This window comes from Citrobacter sp. wls619 (genome assembly GCF_005281345.1).
Lineage (GTDB): Bacteria > Pseudomonadota > Gammaproteobacteria > Enterobacterales > Enterobacteriaceae > Citrobacter.
The window spans coordinates 15254-37213 of record NZ_SZXJ01000077.1; the positions used below are offsets into that span (position 1 = coordinate 15254).

Sequence of the window (21960 nt, forward strand, 5' to 3'; positions counted from 1 at the left end):
TAAGCTCCCGAGGATTCAAAAATTTGCCGCCTGCCTGTAACACGAAATTCATCGTTCAATCCAGCACAGACCGCCAACAATTATTGGTGTCGCTGGCGTATTTATGGTATAAAGCGCGCCGGACTTCCGTTCTATTCGCAGACTACACACGATGGACGGGAGCGACAAATCTCACTTTGTGTAACAACACACACGTATCGACACATATTCCGGGGTGCCCTTAAGGGTCGGTAATATGGGATGCGTGGAGGCTTAACCCCAACTTTTATATATAGAGGTTTTAATCATGGCAACTGTTTCCATGCGCGACATGCTCAAGGCTGGTGTTCACTTCGGTCACCAGACCCGTTACTGGAACCCGAAAATGAAGCCGTTCATCTTCGGTGCGCGTAACAAAGTTCACATCATCAACCTTGAGAAAACTGTACCGATGTTCAACGAAGCTCTGGCTGAACTGAACAAGATCTCTGCTCGTAAAGGTAAAATCCTTTTCGTTGGTACTAAACGCGCTGCAAGCGAAGCGGTGAAAGACGCTGCTAACAGCTGCGATCAGTTCTTCGTGAACCATCGCTGGTTGGGCGGTATGCTGACTAACTGGAAAACCGTTCGTCAGTCCATCAAACGTCTGAAAGATCTGGAAACTCAGTCTCAGGACGGTACTTTCGAAAAGCTGACCAAGAAAGAAGCGCTGATGCGCACTCGTGAGCTTGAGAAACTGGAAAACAGCCTGGGCGGTATCAAAGACATGGGCGGCCTGCCGGACGCTCTGTTCGTAATCGATGCTGACCACGAGCACATTGCTATCAAAGAAGCAAACAACCTGGGTATCCCGGTATTTGCTATCGTTGATACCAACTCTGATCCGGACGGTGTTGACTTCGTTATCCCGGGTAACGACGACGCAATCCGTGCTGTGACCCTGTACCTGGGCGCTGTAGCTACTACCGTTCGTGAAGGCCGTTCTCAGGATCTGGCTTCCCAGGCGGAAGAAAGCTTCGTAGAAGCTGAATAATAAGGCACGCTCGTTAGAGCCCCCTTATAAACCAGGTAGTATCATGTTTGGTTAGGGGCCCTTCAGGCCCCTTTTTCACTTTTAAATCTGTGCGGTTTCATGCCGGGCAGATCAAATCTTCCGAGGATTTTAGAATGGCTGAAATTACCGCATCCCTGGTAAAAGAGCTGCGTGAGCGTACTGGCGCAGGCATGATGGATTGCAAAAAAGCACTGACTGAAGCTAATGGTGACATCGAGCTGGCAATCGAAAACATGCGTAAGTCCGGTGCTATCAAAGCAGCGAAAAAAGCAGGCAACGTTGCTGCTGACGGCGTAATCAAAACCAAAATCGACGGCAATATCGCTTTCATTCTGGAAGTTAACTGCCAGACTGACTTCGTTGCTAAAGATGCTGGTTTCCAGGCATTTGCTGACAAAGTACTGGACGCTGCCGTTGCTGGCAAAATCACTGATGTTGAAGTTCTGAAAGCACAGTTCGAAGAAGAACGTGTTGCTCTGGTTGCTAAAATCGGTGAGAACATCAACATCCGTCGCGTTGCTTCCCTGGAAGGCGAAGTACTGGGTAGCTACCAGCACGGTGCGCGTATCGGTGTTCTGGTTGCTGCAACTGGTGCTGATGAAGAACTGGTTAAACAGCTGGCAATGCACATCGCTGCAAGCAAACCAGAATTCGTCAAGCCGGAAGACGTTTCTGCTGAAGTAGTAGAAAAAGAATACCAGGTTCAGCTGGACATCGCGATGCAGTCTGGTAAGCCGAAAGAAATCGCAGAGAAAATGGTTGAAGGCCGCATGAAGAAATTCACCGGCGAAGTTTCTCTGACTGGTCAGCCTTTCGTTATGGAACCGAGCAAATCTGTTGCCCAGCTGCTGAAAGAGCACAACGCTGACGTAACGGGTTTCATCCGCTTCGAAGTGGGTGAAGGCATCGAGAAAGTTGAGACTGACTTTGCAGCAGAAGTTGCTGCGATGTCCAAGCAGTCTTAATTTTAAAAGGAGCCGCCTGAGGGCGGCTTCTTTTTGCGTCCGACTTGTAAATTCAGCTAAGCGCTATAGTGGCAAGGCTGAAAAGCGACATACAATGTCGCTGGAATTAACTCATCTCATTCGTTGACAGTCTCAGGAAAGAAACATGGCTACCAATGCAAAACCCGTCTACAAACGTATTCTGCTTAAGTTAAGTGGCGAAGCTCTGCAAGGTTCAGAAGGCTTCGGTATTGATGCAAGCATACTTGACCGTATGGCTCAGGAAATCAAAGAGCTGGTCGAGCTGGGAATCCAGGTTGGCGTAGTGATCGGTGGTGGTAACCTGTTCCGTGGTGCTGGTCTGGCGAAAGCAGGGATGAACCGCGTCGTGGGCGACCACATGGGCATGTTAGCCACCGTCATGAACGGTCTGGCGATGCGCGATGCGCTTCACCGCGCCTATGTGAACGCTCGCCTGATGTCCGCAATTCCTCTGAACGGCGTGTGTGATAACTACAGCTGGGCGGAAGCGATCAGCCTGTTGCGTAACAACCGCGTGGTTATTTTGTCCGCCGGTACAGGCAACCCGTTCTTCACCACCGACTCCGCAGCCTGCCTGCGTGGTATTGAAATTGAAGCGGATGTGGTTCTGAAAGCCACTAAAGTTGATGGTGTGTTTACCGCCGATCCGGCTAAAGATCCAACAGCAACCATGTACGAACAGTTGACCTATGCTGAAGTACTGGATAAAGAACTGAAAGTGATGGATCTGGCTGCGTTCACGCTGGCTCGTGACCACAAATTACCGATTCGTGTCTTCAACATGAACAAACCGGGTGCGCTGCGCCGTGTAGTGATGGGTGAAAAAGAAGGCACGTTAATCACGGAATAATTCCCGTTGCGGCTAAATGCAGGTAATATTCCGCTTTAATGTCGCGGGATACGTCCCTCAAAATTAATCAAGACTATACTTGTCACACCTTGCGTAGTGGGTATGGTCTGACTGAAACAAGCTTTCAAGGATTCGTAACGTGATCAACGATATCAGAAAAGATGCTGAAGTACGCATGGACAAATGCGTTGAAGCATTCAAAAATCAAATCAGCAAAATTCGCACGGGTCGTGCTTCTCCCAGCCTGCTGGATGGCATTATCGTGGAATATTACGGCACGCCGACTCCGCTGCGCCAGCTGGCAAGCGTAACGGTTGAAGATTCCCGTACCCTGAAAATCAACGTGTTTGACCGCTCTATGGGTCCTGCTGTTGAGAAAGCGATTATGGCTTCCGACCTCGGTCTGAACCCAAGCTCAGCGGGCTCTGACATCCGCGTTCCGCTGCCACCGCTGACCGAAGAGCGTCGTAAAGATCTGACCAAGATCGTTCGTGGCGAAGCTGAAGGTGCTCGTGTTGCTGTGCGTAACGTACGCCGTGATGCCAACGACAAAGTGAAAGCGCTGCTGAAAGATAAAGAGATCAGCGAAGATGACGATCGCCGTTCTCAGGACGACGTACAGAAACTGACCGATGCTGCAATCAAGAAAGTTGATGCGGCGCTGGCAGAGAAAGAAGCGGAACTGATGCAGTTCTGATTCGCCTGTACGCTAAAAACGCCGCTTAGAAGGCCTGAGAAGGCTGGATGGCGGCGTTTTGCTTTTTATCCTGTCTCAATTCTTCTGGATGTCTCATGAAGCAATTAACCATCCTGGGCTCAACCGGCTCTATTGGTTGCAGTACGCTCGATGTAGTACGCCATAACCCGGATAAATTTCGTGTTGCTGCGTTGGTAGCGGGTAAAAATGTCGCCCGTATGGTGGAGCAATGTCTGGAGTTTTCCCCCCGCTACGCGGTGATGGATGACGAAAAAAGTGCAGCGCTGGTGAAAGCCGCATTGCGCGAGCAGGGAAGCCGTACCGAGGTGATGTGCGGGCAGCAGGCTGCCTGTGATATGGCCGCGCTGGATGATGTCGATCAGGTCATGGCGGCGATAGTCGGCGCGGCAGGTTTGTTGCCAACGCTTGCGGCAATCCGCGCGGGCAAAAATATTTTGCTGGCGAATAAAGAGTCTCTGGTAACCTGCGGGCGTCTGTTCATGGACGACGTGAAACGGCATAAAGCGCGGCTTTTGCCGGTAGATAGCGAACATAACGCGATTTTTCAGAGTTTACCGCAACCTATCCAACACAATCTGGGATACGCTGACCTTGAGCAAAACGGCGTTGTGTCTGTTCTGCTTACCGGGTCTGGTGGCCCTTTCCGTGAAACGCCATTGCCCGATCTGGCGCTAATGACTCCCGATCAGGCATGCCGTCATCCGAATTGGTCGATGGGACGAAAAATCTCCGTCGATTCTGCCACCATGATGAATAAAGGTCTGGAATACATTGAAGCGCGTTGGTTGTTTAATGCCAGTGCAAGCCAGATGGAAGTGCTGATCCATCCACAGTCGGTTATTCATTCGATGGTCCGTTATCAGGATGGTAGCGTTCTGGCTCAGTTGGGTGAGCCTGATATGCGCACGCCTATCGCCCATACGATGGCATGGCCGGAACGTGTGAGCTCTGGCGTTAAGCCTGTCGATTTTTGCCAACTCAGTGCGCTGACGTTTTCCGCACCTGATTATCAGCGTTATCCGTGCCTGAAACTGGCGATGGACGCGTTTGAGCAAGGACAGGCTGCGACAACTGCGCTGAACGCCGCAAATGAGATTACCGTTGCCGCATTTTTGGCGCAGCAGATTCGATTTACGGATATCGCCGATCTTAATTTGTCCGTACTGGATAAGATGGATTTGCAGGAACCGCAGAGCGTTGATGATGTGCTGAGGGTCGATGCCATCGCCAGAGATGTCGCGACAAAACAAGTGACACGACTCTCAAGCTGATGATAATCCCTCTGTGAGGGATCGTGCTATTTGTTAGCGTTGGGCTTCGGTGATATAGTCTGCGCCACCTGATCGCAGGTATTTGCTTTTTTTCGATCGGGTAAGCCGTGGTTTGACACGGCTTTTTTGTGGATAGGCTTCAGTATTCCTGAGTACCGTATAATCCTTTCAGGGACTAAAAACGCGTTATGTTGTCTGCAACTAAACCATTAAGCGAAAATTTGCCAGCACATGGTTGTCGCCATGTCGCAATTATCATGGATGGCAATGGCCGCTGGGCGAAAAAGCAAGGGAAGATTCGTGCCTTTGGGCATAAGGCCGGAGCAAAATCCGTCCGCCGGGCTGTCTCTTTTGCTGCCAATAACGGTATTGATGCGTTAACGCTGTATGCCTTTAGCAGTGAGAACTGGAACCGACCAGCGCAGGAAGTCAGTGCGTTAATGGAGTTGTTTGTGTGGGCACTTGATAGCGAAGTGAAAAACCTGCACCGCCATAACGTGCGCCTGCGTATTATTGGGGATATCAGTCGATTTAACACTCGTTTGCAAGAACGGATTCGCAAGTCGGAAGCGCTTACCGCCCAGAATACCGGGTTAACGCTGAATATTGCCGCGAATTACGGTGGACGGTGGGATATTGTCCAGGGCGTCAGGCAACTGGCACAACAGGTGCAGGAAGGTCTGTTGCGTCCAGAGCAAATTGATGAAGAGATGCTTGGTCAGCAAGTGTGTATGCATGAGCTGGCTCCTGTGGATTTAGTGATAAGGACTGGGGGAGAGCATCGAATTAGTAATTTTTTGTTGTGGCAAATTGCCTATGCCGAACTTTACTTTACGGATGTTCTCTGGCCCGATTTCGATGAACAAGACTTTGAAGGTGCGCTACATGCCTTTGCTAATCGTGAGCGTCGTTTCGGCGGCACCGAGCCCGGTGATGAAAAAGCCTGATGGGGGTCGCTTTTGCTGAAGTATCGCCTGATTTCTGCTTTTGTTTTAATACCCGTTGTCATCGCGGCGTTGTTTTTGCTGCCGCCGGTGGGGTTCGCCATTGTTACGCTGGTCGTCTGTATGCTGGCCGCCTGGGAATGGGGACAGTTAAGCGGTTTTACTACGCGTACACAGCGAGTCTGGTTGGCGGTTTTGTGCGGGCTATTGCTGGCACTGATGCTGTTTTTGCTGCCTGAGTATCATCATAATATTCACCAACCGCTGGTTGAAGTGTCGCTTTGGGCGTCGCTGGGCTGGTGGGCCGTGGCGTTATTACTGGTGCTGTTTTACCCCGGTTCAGCCTCGGTCTGGCGTAATTCCAAAACATTACGCATAATTTTCGGCGTGTTAACCATTGTTCCTTTCTTTTGGGGAATGCTGGCGCTACGTGCCTGGCACTATGATGAGAATCATTATAGTGGCGCGCTATGGCTGCTCTATGTCATGATCCTCGTTTGGGGAGCGGATTCAGGTGCGTATATGTTTGGTAAGATGTTTGGCAAACATAAACTGGCGCCGAAGGTTTCTCCTGGTAAAACCTGGCAGGGTTTTATTGGCGGACTTGCCACTGCAGCTGTAATCTCGTGGGGTTATGGTATGTGGGCGAATCTTGAAGTTGCGCCTGTCACCTTGCTCATTTGCTCCATCGTTGCAGCCCTGGCCTCCGTGCTGGGTGACCTGACCGAGAGTATGTTTAAGCGTGAAGCAGGTATTAAGGACAGTGGTCACTTAATCCCAGGGCACGGCGGTATTCTGGATCGTATTGACAGCCTGACGGCTGCGGTGCCGGTCTTTGCTTGCCTGTTGTTACTGGTATTCAGGACGCTCTAACGGATGGTCTTATGCTGAGTATTCTCTGGAATCTGGCTGCATTCATCGTTGCACTTGGTGTGCTTATCACCGTGCATGAATTTGGTCATTTCTGGGTTGCGCGGCGCTGCGGAGTCCGCGTCGAGCGCTTTTCCATTGGCTTTGGAAAAGCGCTTTGGCGCCGTACCGATAAACAGGGTACGGAATACGTTATCGCCTTAATTCCCCTTGGCGGTTACGTCAAAATGCTGGATGAGCGCGCTGAGCCAGTTGTACCGGAGCTGCGCCACTACGCTTTCAACAATAAAACAGTTGGGCAGCGCGCGGCTATTATCGCTGCAGGCCCAATTGCAAATTTCCTCTTCGCTATTTTTGCCTACTGGCTGGTCTTTATCATCGGTGTCCCTGGCGTTCGCCCGGTTGTTGGTGAAATAACACCCAACTCGATTGCTGCCCAGGCGCAAATTCAGCCAGGTACGGAACTAAAAGCGGTTGATGGTATCGAAACCCCTGATTGGGATACTGTCCGATTGCAGCTGGTATCCAAAATTGGTGATGAGCATACGACCCTCAGCGTGGCGCAGTTTGGCAGTGACCAGCGACAGGACAAAACGCTGGATTTACGCCATTGGGCATTTGAGCCAGACAAAGAGGATCCCGTCTCTAGTTTGGGCATTCGTCCACGTGGTCCGCAGATTGAACCGGTGCTGTCAGAAGTGCAGGTTAACTCCGCGGCAAGTAAGGCGGGTTTGCAAGCTGGCGACAGGATCGTTAAAGTCAATGGTCAGCCGCTGACGCAATGGATGACGTTCGTGACGTTGGTGCGCGATAATCCGGATAAGCCGTTAGCGCTAGAAATTGAAAGACAAGGGGACTCCTTGTCTTTGACGTTAATCCCGGATTCAAAACCGGGTAACGGAAAGGCCGAAGGTTTTGCGGGCGTAGTGCCTAAAATTATCCCTCTGCCTGATGAGTATAAGACTGTACGCCAGTATGGGCCATTCAGCGCCATCCTCGAAGCCTCGGATAAAACGTGGCAGTTGATGAAGCTAACGGTCAGTATGCTGGGAAAATTGATTACCGGTGATGTAAAACTGAACAACCTCAGTGGGCCGATTTCTATCGCCCAGGGGGCTGGGATGTCAGCGGAGTTCGGGGTTATTTATTACCTGATGTTCCTTGCGCTTATCAGCGTGAACTTAGGGATAATTAACCTGTTTCCGTTGCCCGTTCTTGACGGGGGGCATCTGCTGTTCCTGGCGATTGAAAAGCTGAAGGGCGGTCCGGTATCCGAGCGGGTTCAAGACTTTAGTTATCGCATTGGCTCTATCTTGCTGGTGTTGTTAATGGGGCTTGCACTTTTCAATGATTTCTCTCGGTTGTAAGAGAGTGTTAGGAAGAACGCATAATAACGATGGCGATGAAAAAGTTGCTCATAGCGTCGCTGCTGTTTAGCAGCGCCACCGTATACGGTGCTGAAGGGTTCGTAGTGAAGGACATTCATTTCGAAGGCCTACAGCGAGTCGCCGTTGGTGCGGCTCTCCTCAGTATGCCGGTGCGCACAGGCGACACGGTTAATGATGAAGATATCAGTAATACCATTCGTGCTCTGTTCGCCACCGGTAACTTTGAGGATGTCCGCGTCCTGCGCGATGGTGATACCCTTCTGGTTCAGGTAAAAGAACGTCCGACGATTGCCAGCATCACTTTCTCCGGTAACAAATCGGTGAAAGATGACATGCTGAAGCAAAACCTCGAGGCGTCTGGCGTACGTGTTGGCGAGTCTCTGGATCGCACAACGCTTGCCGATATCGAAAAAGGCCTGGAAGATTTCTACTATAGCGTCGGTAAATACAGCGCCAGTGTGAAAGCGGTGGTCACGCCGTTGCCGCGTAACCGCGTTGACCTCAAACTGGTCTTCCAGGAAGGCGTTTCGGCGAAGATCCAACAGATCAATATCGTCGGCAACCATGCCTTCACAACCGACGAGCTTATCTCTCACTTCCAACTGCGCGATGAAGTACCGTGGTGGAACGTGGTGGGCGATCGTAAATACCAGAAACAGAAACTGGCGGGCGACCTTGAAACCCTGCGCAGTTACTATCTGGATCGCGGTTATGCTCGCTTTAATATCGATTCCACGCAGGTTAGCCTGACGCCGGATAAAAAAGGTATCTATATCACCGTTAACATCACAGAAGGCGAGCAGTACAAGCTTTCTGGGGTCCAGGTGAGTGGTAACCTGGCTGGACACTCTGCCGAAATTGAGACCCTGACGAAAATCGAACCGGGTGAACTCTATAACGGCACCAAAGTGACCAAAATGGAAGATGATATCAAGAAGCTTCTGGGACGCTATGGTTATGCCTACCCGCGTGTACAGTCGCAGCCTGAAATCAACGATGCAGACAAAACCGTTAAATTGCGTGTAAACGTGGATGCGGGTAACCGTTTCTATGTGCGTAAGATCCGTTTTGAAGGTAACGACACCTCGAAAGATTCCGTGCTGCGTCGCGAAATGCGCCAGATGGAAGGTGCCTGGTTGGGCAGCGATCTGGTTGACCAGGGTAAAGAGCGTCTGAACCGCCTGGGTTACTTTGAAACTGTCGATACCGATACTCAACGTGTTCCGGGCAGTCCTGATCAGGTTGATGTGGTCTATAAGGTGAAAGAACGCAACACCGGTAGCTTTAACTTCGGTGTGGGTTACGGCACAGAAAGTGGCGTGAGCTTCCAGGCGGGCGTTCAGCAGGATAACTGGTTAGGTACCGGTTATTCCGTCGGGATTAGCGGTACCAAAAACGACTATCAGACCTATACTGAACTGTCTGTCACCAACCCGTACTTCACCGTCGATGGTGTGAGTCTCGGTGGTCGTGTCTTCTATAACGACTTTGAGGCAGATGATGCAGATCTGTCCGACTATACCAACAAAAGCTATGGTACGGACGTAACGCTGGGCTTCCCGGTCAACGAATACAACACGTTGCGCGCAGGCCTGGGTTATGTGCATAACAAACTGTCCAACATGCAGCCGCAGATTGCGATGGATCGTTATCTTGATTCAATGGGACAAGATGATACCAGCAGTTTTGCCGCGGATGACTTCACCTTCAACTACGGTTGGACCTACAACAAGCTGGACCGTGGGTATTTCCCTACGGAAGGTACGCGTGTCAACCTGAACGGTAAAGTGACTGTTCCGGGGTCTGATAACGAATACTACAAAGCGACGTTGGATACGGCGACCTATGTGCCGATCGATGACGACCACAAGTGGGTGGTTCTGGGACGTACCAAGCTGGGCTATGGTGATGGCATTGGCAGTAAAGAGATGCCATTCTATGAGAACTTCTACGCGGGTGGTTCCAGTACCGTGCGTGGCTTCCAGTCCAATACTATCGGCCCGAAAGCCGTCTATAAGAACGGGGCTTATTCTGGCGATAGAGACAATAATAACAACTACGAAGAGTGTACGGGCGCTGCGTTGTGTAAATCAGACGATGCGGTCGGCGGTAACGCCATGGCTGTAGCCAGCCTGGAATTCATCACACCTACGCCGTTTATCAGCGATAAATATGCTAACTCGGTGCGTACCTCCTTCTTCTGGGATATGGGTACCGTGTGGGATACAAACTGGCAGAACACTGCCGACACTCGTGCAATTGGCGTACCAGACTACAGTGATCCGAATAATATCCGTATGTCTGCGGGTATCGCGTTACAATGGATGTCCCCATTGGGGCCGTTGGTTTTCTCCTACGCCCAACCGTTCAAGAAGTACGATGGAGACAAAGCGGAACAGTTCCAGTTTAACATTGGTAAAACCTGGTAATTGTTCTTCGCAAAGGAATGTAGTGGTAGTGTAGCGCTGACTTTAGGCGATCTTGCATGGGATCGCCTGGCCACGCAAAGAACTGCACCTTCGGGTGCAAATGGGATGGTAAGGAGTTAATTGTGAAAAAGTGGTTATTAGCTGCAGGTCTCGGTTTAGCGATGGCAACGTCCGCACAGGCTGCTGACAAAATTGCAATCGTCAACATGGGTAGCCTGTTCCAACAGGTTGCACAGAAGACGGGTGTTTCTACTACGCTGGAAAATGAGTTCAAAGGCCGTGCCAGCGAACTGCAGCGTATGGAATCCGACCTGCAATCTAAAATGCAGCGTCTGCAATCAATGAAAGCAGGCAGCGACCGTACCAAGCTGGAAAAAGACGTCATGGCTCAGCGCCAGACTTTCTCTCAGAAAGCGCAGGCTTTCGAGCAGGATCGTCAACGTCGTTCTAACGAAGAACGCGGCAAGCTGGTTAATCGTATCCAGACAGCTGTGAAATCTGTTGCGAGCAGCCAGAGCATCGATCTGGTTGTTGACGCGAACACCGTTGCATACAACAGCAGCGATGTAAAAGACATCACCGCTGACGTACTGAAACAGGTTAAATAAGTAATGCCTTCAATTCGACTGGCTGATTTAGCAGAGCAGTTGGATGCAGAATTACACGGTGATGGCGATATCGTCATCACCGGCGTAGCGTCCATGCAATCTGCGCAAACTGGCAACATCACGTTCATGGTGAATCCAAAGTACCGTGAGCACCTGAGTGCATGCCAGGCTTCTGCCGTTGTGATGACGCAGGACTCCCTTCCGTTTGCTAAGAGTGCTGTGTTGGTAGTGAAGAATCCCTACCTGACCTATGCACGAATGGCGCAAATTTTAGATACCACGCCTCAGCCTGCGCAAAACATTGCACCCAGTGCAGTGATCGATGCAACGGCGAAGTTGGGTAACAATGTTTCAGTGGGCGCGAATGCGGTCATTGAGTCTGGCGTAGAACTGGACGATAACGTGGTTATCGGCGCAGGTTGCTTCGTTGGAAAAAACACAAAAATCGGCGCAGGTTCACGCTTGTGGGCGAATGTGACGATTTACCACGACATTCAGATCGGTGAAAATTGCCTGATCCAGTCCAACACTGTTGTCGGATCCGACGGATTTGGTTACGCGAACGATCGCGGTAACTGGGTGAAGATCCCGCAACTGGGTCGCGTGATTATTGGCGATCGTGTTGAGATTGGCGCATGTACCACGATTGACCGTGGTGCGCTGGACGATACCGTGATCGGTAATGGTGTTATCATTGATAACCAGTGCCAGATTGCGCATAACGTCGTGATTGGCGACAATACGGCGGTAGCCGGTGGCGTCATTATGGCGGGTAGCCTGAAGATTGGCCGTTACTGCATGATTGGCGGCGCCAGCGTGATTAATGGGCATATGGAAATATGCGACAAAGTCACGGTAACTGGCATGGGTATGGTGATGCGTCCTATCACAGAACCTGGCGTCTACTCCTCAGGCATTCCGCTACAACCCAACAAGGTATGGCGTAAAACAGCTGCACTGGTGATGAACATTGATGATATGAGCAAGCGCCTCAAAGCGATTGAGCGCAAGGTTAATCAACAAGACTAATACATCGTTTTACGCATGTCTGACTTTACGGCCTGTCACATTCCTGGGATTGCGGCAGGCCGTGTTATTATTGCCTTTTAGTATATTTAGACAGGAAGAGTATTTTGACTACTAACACTCATACTCTGCATATTGAAGAGATTTTAGAACTTCTGCCGCACCGTTTTCCGTTTTTACTGGTAGACCGCGTGCTGGATTTTGAAGAAGGTCGTTTTCTGCGCGCAGTGAAAAATGTATCCGTTAACGAGCCTTTCTTTCAGGGCCACTTCCCGGGTAAACCGATTTTTCCGGGCGTGTTGATTCTGGAAGCGATGGCGCAGGCTACGGGTATTCTGGCGTTTAAAAGCGTAGGAAAACTGGAGCCAGGCGAACTGTATTATTTCGCCGGTATTGATGAAGCACGCTTTAAGCGTCCCGTCGTGCCTGGCGATCAGATGATCATGGAAGTGACTTTCGAGAAAACGCGCCGCGGCCTGACCCGTTTCAAAGGGGTTGCGCTGGTCGACGGTAAAGTTGTGTGCGAAGCAACGATGATGTGTGCCCGTAGCCGGGAGGCCTGATACGTGATTGATAAATCCGCCTTTATTCACCCAACTGCCATTGTCGAAGACGGCGCCAGCATTGGCGCTAATGCTCACATTGGCCCATTTTGTATTGTTGGACCCCATGTTGAAATTGGTGAGGGTACCGTACTGAAGTCTCACGTTGTCGTGAATGGCCACACAAAAATTGGTCGCGATAACGAGATTTATCAGTTTGCCTCCATTGGTGAAGTGAACCAGGACCTGAAATATGCTGGTGAACCGACCCGTGTGGAAATTGGCGATCGCAACCGCATTCGCGAAAGCGTCACCATTCATCGTGGCACAGTGCAAGGCGGTGGGTTGACGAAGGTGGGCAGCGATAACTTACTGATGATCAACGCACACGTTGCGCATGATTGTACGGTAGGTAACCGCTGCATTCTGGCGAATAACGCGACACTTGCCGGACATGTATCGCTGGATGATTTTGTTATCATCGGCGGCATGACCGCGGTGCATCAGTTCTGCATTATTGGTGCACACGTAATGGTGGGTGGCTGCTCTGGCGTAGCCCAGGACGTCCCGCCGTACGTTATCGCCCAGGGCAACCACGCAACGCCATTTGGCGTTAACATCGAAGGTCTGAAACGCCGTGGATTCACCCGTGAAGCGATTACCGCGATCCGCAACGCCTATAAGGCGCTGTATCGCAGCGGTAAAACGCTTGAGGAAGTGAAACCTGAAATCGCCGAACTGGCGAAGCAGTACCCCGATGTTCAGGCTTTTAGTGACTTTTTTGAACGCTCAACGCGTGGTCTGATTCGTTAATGACTGAGCAGCGTCCTTTAACGATTGCCCTTGTCGCCGGAGAAACCTCCGGCGATATTCTTGGTGCCGGTTTAATTCGTGCACTCAAGGCTCGTGTTCCCAATGCGCGTTTTGTTGGCGTTGCGGGGCCATTGATGCAGGCGGAAGGCTGTGAAGCCTGGTACGAAATGGAAGAACTGGCAGTAATGGGCATTGTAGAAGTGCTCGGGCGCCTGCGCCGTTTACTGCATATTCGTGCCGATCTCACTCGCCGATTCACCGACCTTAAGCCGGATGTTTTCGTCGGGATCGATGCGCCTGATTTCAACATTACCCTTGAAGGTAACCTGAAATCGCAGGGTATTAAAACCATTCATTATGTCAGCCCCTCTGTATGGGCGTGGCGACAGAAACGCGTTTTCAAAATAGGCAGATCCACCAATATGGTGTTGGCCTTTCTGCCTTTCGAAAAAGCGTTTTATGACAAATTTAACGTCCCGTGTCGCTTTATCGGTCACACCATGGCGGACGCCATGCCGCTGGACCCGGATAAAAACGCGGCGCGTGATGTGTTAGGCATTCCTCATGATGCTCACTGCCTGGCGCTTTTGCCTGGGAGTCGTGGTGCAGAAGTGGAGATGCTCAGCGCCGATTTCCTGAAAACGGCGCAGCTATTACGTCAGCATTATCCGGATCTCGAAGTTGTCGTGCCGTTGGTCAATGCCAAACGGCGCGAGCAATTTGAACGTATCAAGGCTGAGGTTGCCCCGGAGCTTTCCGTGCATATGCTCAACGGAATGGGACGTGAAGCGATGATCGCCAGTGATGCTGCGCTGTTAGCCTCAGGCACGGCTGCACTGGAATGTATGCTGGCGAAATGCCCAATGGTTGTCGGCTATCGTATGAAACCTTTCACTTTCTGGTTGGCAAAACGTCTGGTGAAGACCGATTACGTATCACTGCCTAACCTGCTGGCGGGAAGAGAACTCGTCAAAGAGCTGTTGCAGGATGAATGTGAACCGCAGGCGCTGGCGCACGCGTTGCTGCCTCTGCTGGCGAACGGTAAAACCAGCCATGCGATGCACGACACGTTCCGCGAATTGCATCAGCAGATCCGTTGCAATGCGGATGAGCAGGCAGCGGATGCAGTTCTGGAGTTAGCACAATGATTGAATTTGTTTATCCACATACGCATTTGGTGGCGGGTGTGGATGAAGTTGGACGTGGCCCATTGGTTGGCGCGGTAGTGACTGCCGCCGTTATTCTTGACCCGGCACGTCCGATAGTGGGTCTTAACGACTCCAAAAAATTGTCGGAAAAGCGTCGGCTGGCGCTTTTTGATGAAATCAAAGATAAAGCGTTAAGCTGGAGCCTGGGTCGTGCGGAACCGCATGAAATCGATGAGCTGAACATTCTGCACGCCACGATGCTGGCAATGCAGCGTGCGGTTGCGGGTTTGCATATTGCGCCGGAATACATCCTGATCGACGGAAACCGTTGCCCGACATTGCCGGTACCGTCGATGGCGGTGGTAAAAGGTGACAGCCGCGTTGCGGAAATCAGCGCAGCGTCCATCCTGGCGAAAGTAACGCGCGATGCTGAAATGGCCGAGCTGGATAAGGTGTTCCCGCAGTATGGTTTTGCTCAGCACAAAGGTTATCCAACCGCTTTTCATCTGGCTGCGCTCGCTGAGCATGGTGCAATTGAGCACCATCGTCGCAGTTTTGCTCCTGTCAAACGCGCACTGGGACTCACGTCCTGATTCTTGTGTTAAAGGAATCTGAAGATGTCTGAACCTCGTTTCGTCCACCTGCGGGTGCACAGCGACTACTCCATGATCGATGGGCTGGCGAAAACCGGGCCGCTGGTGAAAAAGGCGGCCGCGTTGGGCATGCCTGCGCTGGCGATCACCGATTTTACCAACCTGTGTGGTCTGGTGAAGTTTTACGGAGCGGGTCATGGCGCAGGTATTAAACCGATTGTTGGCGCAGATTTTCATGTCCGTAGCGAACTATTGGGTGATGAACTCACGCAACTGACGGTACTGGCGGCTAATAATACGGGCTACCAGAACCTGACGTTGTTGATTTCGAAAGCCTATCAGCGCGGTTATGGCGCAGAAGGACCGGTTATCGACCGGGATTGGTTGGTCGAGCTAAAAGAAGGTTTGATTTTGCTCTCCGGCGGTCGCATGGGCGATGTCGGACGCAGCCTGCTGCGCGGTAATAGCGCACTGGTTGACGAGTGCGTGGCGTTTTATGAAGAGCATTTCCCTAATTGCTACTTCCTTGAGCTGATCCGTACCGGTCGCCAGGATGAAGAAAATTACCTGCATGCTGCAGTAGCGCTGGCCGAAACACGTGGCCTGCCAGTGGTCGCGACCAACGATGTTCGCTTCCTTGAAACCGGTGACTTTGACGCACACGAAATCCGCGTGGCGATCCACGACGGCTTTACGCTTGATGATCCCAAACGCCCGCGCAACTACTCGCCGCAGCAGTATATGCGCAGCGAAGAGGAGATGTGCGAGCTGTTCTCCGATATCCCGGAAGCGCTGGAAAACACCGTCGAGATTGCCAAACGCTGTAACGTGACGGTGCGCCTGGGCGAATACTTCTTGCCGCAATTCCCGACCGGCGACATGACCACCGAGGATTTCCTCGTCGCGAAATCGCGTGAAGGCCTGGAAGAACGTCTGGCGTTTCTGTTCCCCGATCCTGAAGTTCGCGCGCAGAAGCGCCCGCCTTACGACGAACGTCTGGAGATTGAACTTAAAGTTATCAACCAGATGGGGTTCCCGGGCTACTTCCTGATCGTTATGGAATTTATCCAGTGGTCGAAAGATAACGGTGTACCGGTAGGCCCAGGACGTGGTTCTGGTGCGGGCTCGCTGGTGGCTTACGCGTTAAAAATTACCGACCTTGATCCGCTGGAATTTGACCTGCTGTTCGAACGCTTCCTGAACCCGGAACGTGTCTCGATGCCTGATTTCGACGTTGACTTCTGTATGGAGAAACGCGACCAGGTTATTGAACACGTCGCGGAAATGTACGGTCGTGATGCGGTTTCGCAGATTATTACCTTCGGTACGATGGCGGCGAAGGCGGTTATCCGCGACGTGGGCCGTGTGCTCGGTCACCCGTACGGCTTCGTTGACCGTATTTCGAAACTGGTGCCGCCCGATCCAGGCATGACGCTGGCGAAAGCCTTTGAAGCTGAACCCCAACTGCCGGAAATCTATGAGGCAGATGAAGAGGTTAGGGCGCTTATTGATATGGCGCGCAAGCTGGAAGGCGTCACGCGTAACGCGGGTAAACACGCTGGTGGTGTCGTTATCGCCCCGACAAAAATTACTGATTTTGCACCGCTGTACTGTGATGAGCAGGGGCTGCACCCGGTTACCCAGTTTGATAAGAACGACGTGGAATACGCCGGCCTGGTGAAGTTCGACTTCCTCGGCCTGCGCACGCTCACTATCATTAACTGGGCGCTGGAGATGATCAACGCGCGGCGTGAGAAGAACGGCGAACCGCCGCTGGATATCGCCGCGATTCCGCTGGACGACAAGAAAAGTTTTGACATGCTGCAACGCTCGGAGACGACAGCCGTCTTCCAGCTTGAATCCCGCGGTATGAAAGATCTTATCAAGCGACTGCAGCCTGACTGCTTCGAAGATATGATAGCCCTGGTGGCACTGTTCCGCCCCGGTCCGCTACAGTCGGGGATGGTAGATAACTTTATTGACCGTAAGCACGGGCGTGAAGAGATCTCTTACCCGGATGTGCAGTGGCAGCATGAGTGTCTGAAACCGGTACTGGAGCCAACCTACGGAATTATCCTGTATCAGGAACAGGTTATGCAGATTGCCCAGGAGCTGTCCGGATACACCCTTGGCGGCGCGGATATGCTGCGTCGTGCGATGGGTAAGAAAAAGCCGGAAGAGATGGCTAAGCAGCGTGGCACCTTTGAAGAAGGGGCGAAAAAGCGTGGTGTAGACGGCGAGCTGGCGATGAAAATCTTTGACCTGGTGGAGAAATTCGCCGGTTATGGATTTAACAAATCGCACTCCGCCGCCTATGCGTTGGTCTCTTACCAGACGCTGTGGCTGAAAGCGCATTACCCCGCTGAGTTTATGGCGGCGGTGATGACGGCCGATATGGATAACACCGAGAAAGTGGTGGGATTAGTGGATGAATGCTGGCGTATGGGGCTGAAAATCCTGCCGCCAGATATCAACTCCGGGTTGTACCATTTTCACGTTAATGATGATGGCGAGATTGTCTACGGTATCGGCGCGATAAAAGGCGTGGGTGAGGGGCCAATTGAAGCTATCATTGAGGCGCGTAATAAAGGCGGTTACTTCCGCGAGCTGTTTGATCTCTGTGCCCGCACGGATATCAAAAAACTCAATCGCCGGGTGCTGGAAAAGCTGATTATGTCCGGGGCGTTTGACCGCCTGGGGCCGCATCGCGCAGCACTGATGAACTCACTGAACGATGCGCTTAAAGCCGCCGATCAACATGCGAAAGCGGAAGCTATCGGTCAGGCCGATATGTTTGGCGTACTGGCGGAAGAGCCGGAACAAATTGAGCAATCCTATGCCAGCTGCCAGCCGTGGCCGGAACAGGTGGTACTGGACGGTGAGCGTGAAACGTTAGGGCTTTACCTGACGGGACACCCTATCAATCAGTATTTAAAAGAAATTGAGCGCTATGTCGGAGGCTACAGGCTGAAAGACATGCATCCGACAGAACGTGGTAAAGTTACCACGGCTGCGGGGCTCGTCATTGCAGCGCGGGTAATGGTCACCAAGCGCGGCAATCGTATCGGCATCTGTACACTGGATGACCGTTCCGGGCGTCTGGAAGTGATGTTATTTACCGATGCTCTGGATAAATACCAGCATTTGCTGGAAAAAGACCGCATACTTATCGTCAGCGGACAGGTCAGCTTTGATGACTTCAGCGGTGGGCTTAAAATGATGGCCCGTGAAGTCATGGATATTGACGAAGCCCGGGAAAAATATGCTCGCGGGCTTGCTATCTCGCTGACGGACAGGCAAATTGATGACCAGCTTTTAAACCGACTCCGTCAGTCTCTGGAACCCCACCGCTCGGGGACAATTCCAGTACATCTCTACTATCAGAGGGCGGATGCACGAGCACGATTGCGTTTTGGCGCAACGTGGCGTGTCTCTCCGAGCGATCGTTTGTTAAACGATCTCCGTGGCCTTATTGGTTCGGAGCAGGTGGAACTGGAGTTTGACTAATACAGGAATACTATGAGTCTGAATTTCCTTGATTTTGAACAGCCGATTGCAGAGCTGGAAGCAAAAATCGATTCTCTGACTGCGGTTAGCCGTCAGGATGAGAAACTGGATATTAACATCGATGAAGAAGTGCATCGTCTGCGTGAAAAAAGCGTAGAACTGACGCGTAAAATCTTCGCCGATCTTGGCGCATGGCAGGTAGCCCAGCTGGCTCGCCATCCACAGCGTCCATACACCCTGGATTATGTCCGCCTGGCGTTTGATGAATTTGATGAGCTGGCGGGCGATCGTGCCTATGCGGATGACAAGGCTATTGTCGGCGGCATCGCGCGTCTGGATGGCCGTCCGGTGATGATCATCGGTCATCAGAAAGGCCGTGAGACCAAAGAGAAAATTCGTCGTAACTTCGGCATGCCAGCGCCGGAAGGCTATCGCAAAGCGCTACGTCTGATGGAAATGGCTGAGCGTTTCAATATGCCGATCATTACCTTCATCGACACCCCTGGGGCTTACCCGGGAGTGGGCGCGGAAGAACGTGGCCAGTCTGAAGCGATTGCGCGTAATCTGCGTGAGATGTCACGTCTGAGCGTGCCGGTCATCTGTACCGTTATCGGTGAAGGTGGTTCCGGTGGCGCACTGGCGATCGGTGTGGGTGATAAAGTGAATATGCTGCAATACAGCACCTATTCCGTTATCTCCCCGGAAGGTTGTGCTTCTATTTTGTGGAAAAGCGCAGACAAAGCCCCGCTGGCTGCAGAAGCGATGGGAATTATCGCGCCGCGTCTGAAAGAGCTGAAGCTTATCGACTCTATTATCCCGGAGCCGCTGGGTGGCGCACACCGCAACCCGGAAGTGATGGCTGCATCACTGAAAGCACAGCTGCTGGCCGATCTTGCCGATCTTGACGTGTTAAGCAAAGATGATTTGAAAAACCGTCGTTATCAGCGTCTGATGAGCTACGGCTACGCCTAAACTGCATTTATTCTGAAAAGGGCCACAACGTTGTGGCCCTTTTTTTTACCTGCGGTTTGACCAGGCTATGATTAACTAAGGTTTTTCCAGGAGGAACGCATGAATATCATTGCCATCATGGGACCGCATGGCGTCTTTTACAAAGATGAGCCCATCAAGGAGCTTGAACGTGCGCTACAGCAGCAGGGGTTTCAGATAATCTGGCCGCAGAATAGCAACGACCTGCTGAAATTTATTGAGCACAATCCGCGTATCTGTGGCGTTATTTTTGACTGGGATGAATACAGCCTGGATTTGTGTAGTGACATCAACCAGCTTAACGAATACCTCCCACTTTACGCCTTTATTAATACTCATTCGACGATGGATGTCAGCGCACACGATCTGCGCATGGCGCTGTGGTTCTTTGAGTATGCGCTGGGTCAGTCTGACGATATTGCCACGCGTATTCGCCAGTACACCAATGAATATCTCGACAACATTACGCCACCTTTTACCAAAGCGCTGTTTACCTATGTGAAAGAGGGAAAGTACACTTTTTGTACCCCAGGGCATATGGCGGGAACGGCATACCAGAAAAGCCCGGTCGGTTGCCTGTTCTATGATTTCTTTGGCGGCAATACGCTTAAGGCTGATGTCTCCATTTCGGTGACTGAGTTGGGATCGCTGCTCGACCATACTGGTCCGCACCTCGAAGCGGAGGAGTATATTGCGCGCACGTTTGGTGCCGAGCAAAGCTATATGGTCACAAATGGTACCTCGACATCGAATAAAATTGTCGGCATGTATGCCGCACCTTCGGGAAGTACGCTACTGATTGACCGCAACTGTCATAAGTCTCTGGCGCATTTGCTGATGATGAGCGATGTCGTGCCCGTATGGCTCAAGCCGACGCGCAACGCGCTGGGTATCCTTGGCGGTATACCTAAGCGTGAATTTACCCGGGAGAGTATCGAGCGCAAGGTCACCGAGACGGTACAGGCGCAATGGCCGGTGCATGCGGTAATTACTAACTCCACTTACGACGGGTTGCTCTACAACACTAACTGGATCAAGCAAACGCTGGATGTGCCCTCTATTCATTTTGATTCGGCCTGGGTGCCGTATACCCATTTTCATCCGATCTATCAGGGGAAAAGCGGGATGAGCGGTGAACGGGTGCCAGGGAAGGTGATTTTTGAAACCCAGTCCACCCACAAGATGCTGGCGGCGCTGTCGCAGGCTTCGCTGATTCATATTAAAGGCGATTATGACGAAGAGACGTTCAACGAAGCCTTTATGATGCACACCTCCACGTCTCCAAGCTACCCGATAGTGGCGTCGATAGAAACGGCGGCGGCAATGCTGCGTGGTAATTCAGGTAAGCGGTTAATCAATCGTTCGGTGGAACGAGCACTGCATTTTCGCAAAGAAGTGCAGCGGCTACGCGAAGAATCAGATGGCTGGTTCTTTGATATCTGGCAGCCGGAAAAGGTGGATGAAGCAGAGTGCTGGCCAGTAGCGCCTGGTGAAGACTGGCACGGATTTGTCGATGCTGACGCCGACCACATGTTCCTCGACCCGGTGAAAGTGACCATTCTGACGCCAGGGATGGATGAGCAGGGAAATATGAGCGAAGAGGGGATCCCCGCTGCGCTGGTGGCGAAATTCCTTGATGAACGCGGCGTCGTCGTCGAGAAAACGGGCCCGTATAATCTGTTGTTCCTGTTCAGTATTGGTATTGATAAAACCCGGGCGATGGGTTTGCTACGTGGACTAACGGAATTTAAACGTTCGTACGATCTGAATTTACGCGTTAAAAACATGCTGCCGGATCTGTATGCTGAGGATCCCGATTTTTATCGCACTATGCGTATTCAGGATCTGGCTCAGGGAATCCATCGATTGATCCGCCAACACGATCTCTCCAGGTTGATGCTGCGGGCATTCGACACGTTGCCGGAAATGAAAATGACGCCTCATCAGGCCTGGCAGCGGCAAATTAAAGGTGACGTCGAGACAGTTACTCTTGATCAACTGGTGGGGCGTGTTTCCGCCAATATGATCTTGCCTTATCCTCCAGGTGTCCCGCTGCTGATGCCCGGAGAAATGATCACAGAAAAAAGCCGGTCAGTACTCGATTTCTTGCTGATGCTGTGCTCGGTGGGGCAGCGCTACCCTGGATTTGAAACTGACATTCATGGGGCTAAGTTGGGTGAGGACGGCGTGTATCGCGTGAGAGTCCTGAAAATGGCATAACGACTTGCCGGAACCCGTTGCGCA

Annotated in this window: 18 protein-coding genes; all 18 read left to right on the top strand. The window is 51.7% G+C overall.

All coding sequences use genetic code 11. From position 1 onward, the window contains the following. Nucleotides 1-286 precede the first annotated feature (286 nt). The 18 genes from rpsB to ldcC all read left to right on the top strand — a co-directional run bounded on the left by rpsB (nt 287) and on the right by ldcC (nt 21936). Entirely contained in the window at nt 287-1012 is a 726-nt protein-coding gene (rpsB, locus tag FDX19_RS14480; protein WP_005132117.1) for a 30S ribosomal protein S2, read from the top strand. A gap of 134 nt (nt 1013-1146) precedes the next feature. Beyond that, nucleotides 1147-1998 carry a translation elongation factor Ts gene (gene tsf, locus FDX19_RS14485; RefSeq protein WP_005132116.1) on the top strand — a complete coding sequence of 284 codons (852 nt, stop codon included), beginning with the start codon at nt 1147-1149 and terminating at the stop codon, nt 1996-1998. A 145-nt stretch (nt 1999-2143) separates the two neighbouring features. Further along, nucleotides 2144-2869 carry a UMP kinase gene (gene pyrH, locus FDX19_RS14490; RefSeq protein WP_005132114.1) on the top strand — a complete coding sequence of 242 codons (726 nt, stop codon included), beginning with the start codon at nt 2144-2146 and terminating at the stop codon, nt 2867-2869. A 139-nt stretch (nt 2870-3008) separates the two neighbouring features. Then, on the top strand, nt 3009-3566 hold the full coding sequence (gene frr, locus FDX19_RS14495) for a ribosome recycling factor (protein ID WP_005132113.1): 558 nt from the start codon (nt 3009-3011) through the stop codon (nt 3564-3566). Between the two features lie 95 nt (nt 3567-3661). Then, nucleotides 3662-4858, top strand: coding sequence for a 1-deoxy-D-xylulose-5-phosphate reductoisomerase (gene ispC / locus FDX19_RS14500; protein ID WP_137383245.1), 1197 nt, complete (start codon nt 3662-3664; stop codon nt 4856-4858). Nucleotides 4859-5046: 188 nt separating this feature from the next. Continuing rightward, nucleotides 5047-5805 (top strand): (2E,6E)-farnesyl-diphosphate-specific ditrans,polycis-undecaprenyl-diphosphate synthase, encoded by a 759-nt coding sequence (gene ispU / locus FDX19_RS14505; RefSeq protein WP_040230029.1) that lies wholly within the window; start codon nt 5047-5049, stop codon nt 5803-5805. A 12-nt stretch (nt 5806-5817) separates the two neighbouring features. Next, complete coding sequence (cdsA, locus tag FDX19_RS14510) at nt 5818-6675, top strand: phosphatidate cytidylyltransferase (protein ID WP_137383246.1); 858 nt, start codon at nt 5818-5820, stop codon at nt 6673-6675. Between the two features lie 11 nt (nt 6676-6686). After that, on the top strand, nt 6687-8039 hold the full coding sequence (gene rseP, locus FDX19_RS14515) for a sigma E protease regulator RseP (RefSeq protein WP_137383247.1): 1353 nt from the start codon (nt 6687-6689) through the stop codon (nt 8037-8039). Between the two features lie 29 nt (nt 8040-8068). Continuing rightward, entirely contained in the window at nt 8069-10489 is a 2421-nt protein-coding gene (bamA, locus tag FDX19_RS14520; protein ID WP_137383248.1) for an outer membrane protein assembly factor BamA, read from the top strand. A gap of 122 nt (nt 10490-10611) precedes the next feature. Beyond that, nucleotides 10612-11097: a molecular chaperone Skp gene (skp, locus tag FDX19_RS14525; protein WP_005132103.1), complete on the top strand. Its 486-nt coding sequence runs from the start codon at nt 10612-10614 to the stop codon at nt 11095-11097. Nucleotides 11098-11100: 3 nt separating this feature from the next. Beyond that, the gene (gene lpxD, locus FDX19_RS14530) at nt 11101-12126 is read left to right on the top strand and encodes a UDP-3-O-(3-hydroxymyristoyl)glucosamine N-acyltransferase (RefSeq protein WP_137383249.1); all 1026 of its coding nucleotides are present in this window, start codon (nt 11101-11103) and stop codon (nt 12124-12126) included. 104 nt (nt 12127-12230) lie between these two features. Then, nucleotides 12231-12686: a 3-hydroxyacyl-ACP dehydratase FabZ gene (fabZ, locus tag FDX19_RS14535; RefSeq protein WP_003018528.1), complete on the top strand. Its 456-nt coding sequence runs from the start codon at nt 12231-12233 to the stop codon at nt 12684-12686. A 3-nt stretch (nt 12687-12689) separates the two neighbouring features. Further along, nucleotides 12690-13478, top strand: a complete 789-nt coding sequence (lpxA, locus tag FDX19_RS14540; protein WP_005132096.1) for an acyl-ACP--UDP-N-acetylglucosamine O-acyltransferase — start codon at nt 12690-12692, stop codon at nt 13476-13478. Then, nucleotides 13478-14626, top strand: coding sequence for a lipid-A-disaccharide synthase (lpxB, locus tag FDX19_RS14545; protein ID WP_137383250.1), 1149 nt, complete (start codon nt 13478-13480; stop codon nt 14624-14626). Before lpxA ends, lpxB begins: the two co-directional genes overlap by 1 nt. Further along, the gene (gene rnhB / locus FDX19_RS14550; RefSeq protein ID WP_137383251.1) at nt 14623-15219 is read left to right on the top strand and encodes a ribonuclease HII; all 597 of its coding nucleotides are present in this window, start codon (nt 14623-14625) and stop codon (nt 15217-15219) included. Before lpxB ends, rnhB begins: the two co-directional genes overlap by 4 nt. Nucleotides 15220-15243: 24 nt before the next feature. Beyond that, nucleotides 15244-18726: a DNA polymerase III subunit alpha gene (gene dnaE, locus FDX19_RS14555; protein WP_137383252.1), complete on the top strand. Its 3483-nt coding sequence runs from the start codon at nt 15244-15246 to the stop codon at nt 18724-18726. A gap of 12 nt (nt 18727-18738) precedes the next feature. Then, nucleotides 18739-19698: an acetyl-CoA carboxylase carboxyl transferase subunit alpha gene (gene accA / locus FDX19_RS14560; protein ID WP_003018513.1), complete on the top strand. Its 960-nt coding sequence runs from the start codon at nt 18739-18741 to the stop codon at nt 19696-19698. A gap of 99 nt (nt 19699-19797) precedes the next feature. Continuing rightward, nucleotides 19798-21936, top strand: coding sequence for a lysine decarboxylase LdcC (ldcC, locus tag FDX19_RS14565; protein WP_137383253.1), 2139 nt, complete (start codon nt 19798-19800; stop codon nt 21934-21936). The last annotated feature ends 24 nt before the right edge of the window (nt 21937-21960 follow it).

Bases quoted from the DNA above. Each gene is read 5' to 3' on its own strand.
- rpsB (WP_005132117.1), top strand. From the start codon at position 287: ATGGCAACTGTTTCCATGCGCGACATGCTCAAGGCTGGTGTTCACTTC.
- tsf (WP_005132116.1), top strand. From the start codon at position 1,147: ATGGCTGAAATTACCGCATCCCTGGTAAAAGAGCTGCGTGAGCGTACT.
- pyrH (WP_005132114.1), top strand. From the start codon at position 2,144: ATGGCTACCAATGCAAAACCCGTCTACAAACGTATTCTGCTTAAGTTA.
- ispC (WP_137383245.1), top strand. From the start codon at position 3,662: ATGAAGCAATTAACCATCCTGGGCTCAACCGGCTCTATTGGTTGCAGT.
- ispU (WP_040230029.1), top strand. From the start codon at position 5,047: ATGTTGTCTGCAACTAAACCATTAAGCGAAAATTTGCCAGCACATGGT.
- rseP (WP_137383247.1), top strand. From the start codon at position 6,687: ATGCTGAGTATTCTCTGGAATCTGGCTGCATTCATCGTTGCACTTGGT.
- bamA (WP_137383248.1), top strand. From the start codon at position 8,069: ATGGCGATGAAAAAGTTGCTCATAGCGTCGCTGCTGTTTAGCAGCGCC.
- lpxD (WP_137383249.1), top strand. From the start codon at position 11,101: ATGCCTTCAATTCGACTGGCTGATTTAGCAGAGCAGTTGGATGCAGAA.
- lpxB (WP_137383250.1), top strand. From the start codon at position 13,478: ATGACTGAGCAGCGTCCTTTAACGATTGCCCTTGTCGCCGGAGAAACC.
- rnhB (WP_137383251.1), top strand. From the start codon at position 14,623: ATGATTGAATTTGTTTATCCACATACGCATTTGGTGGCGGGTGTGGAT.
- dnaE (WP_137383252.1), top strand. From the start codon at position 15,244: ATGTCTGAACCTCGTTTCGTCCACCTGCGGGTGCACAGCGACTACTCC.
- accA (WP_003018513.1), top strand. From the start codon at position 18,739: ATGAGTCTGAATTTCCTTGATTTTGAACAGCCGATTGCAGAGCTGGAA.
- ldcC (WP_137383253.1), top strand. From the start codon at position 19,798: ATGAATATCATTGCCATCATGGGACCGCATGGCGTCTTTTACAAAGAT.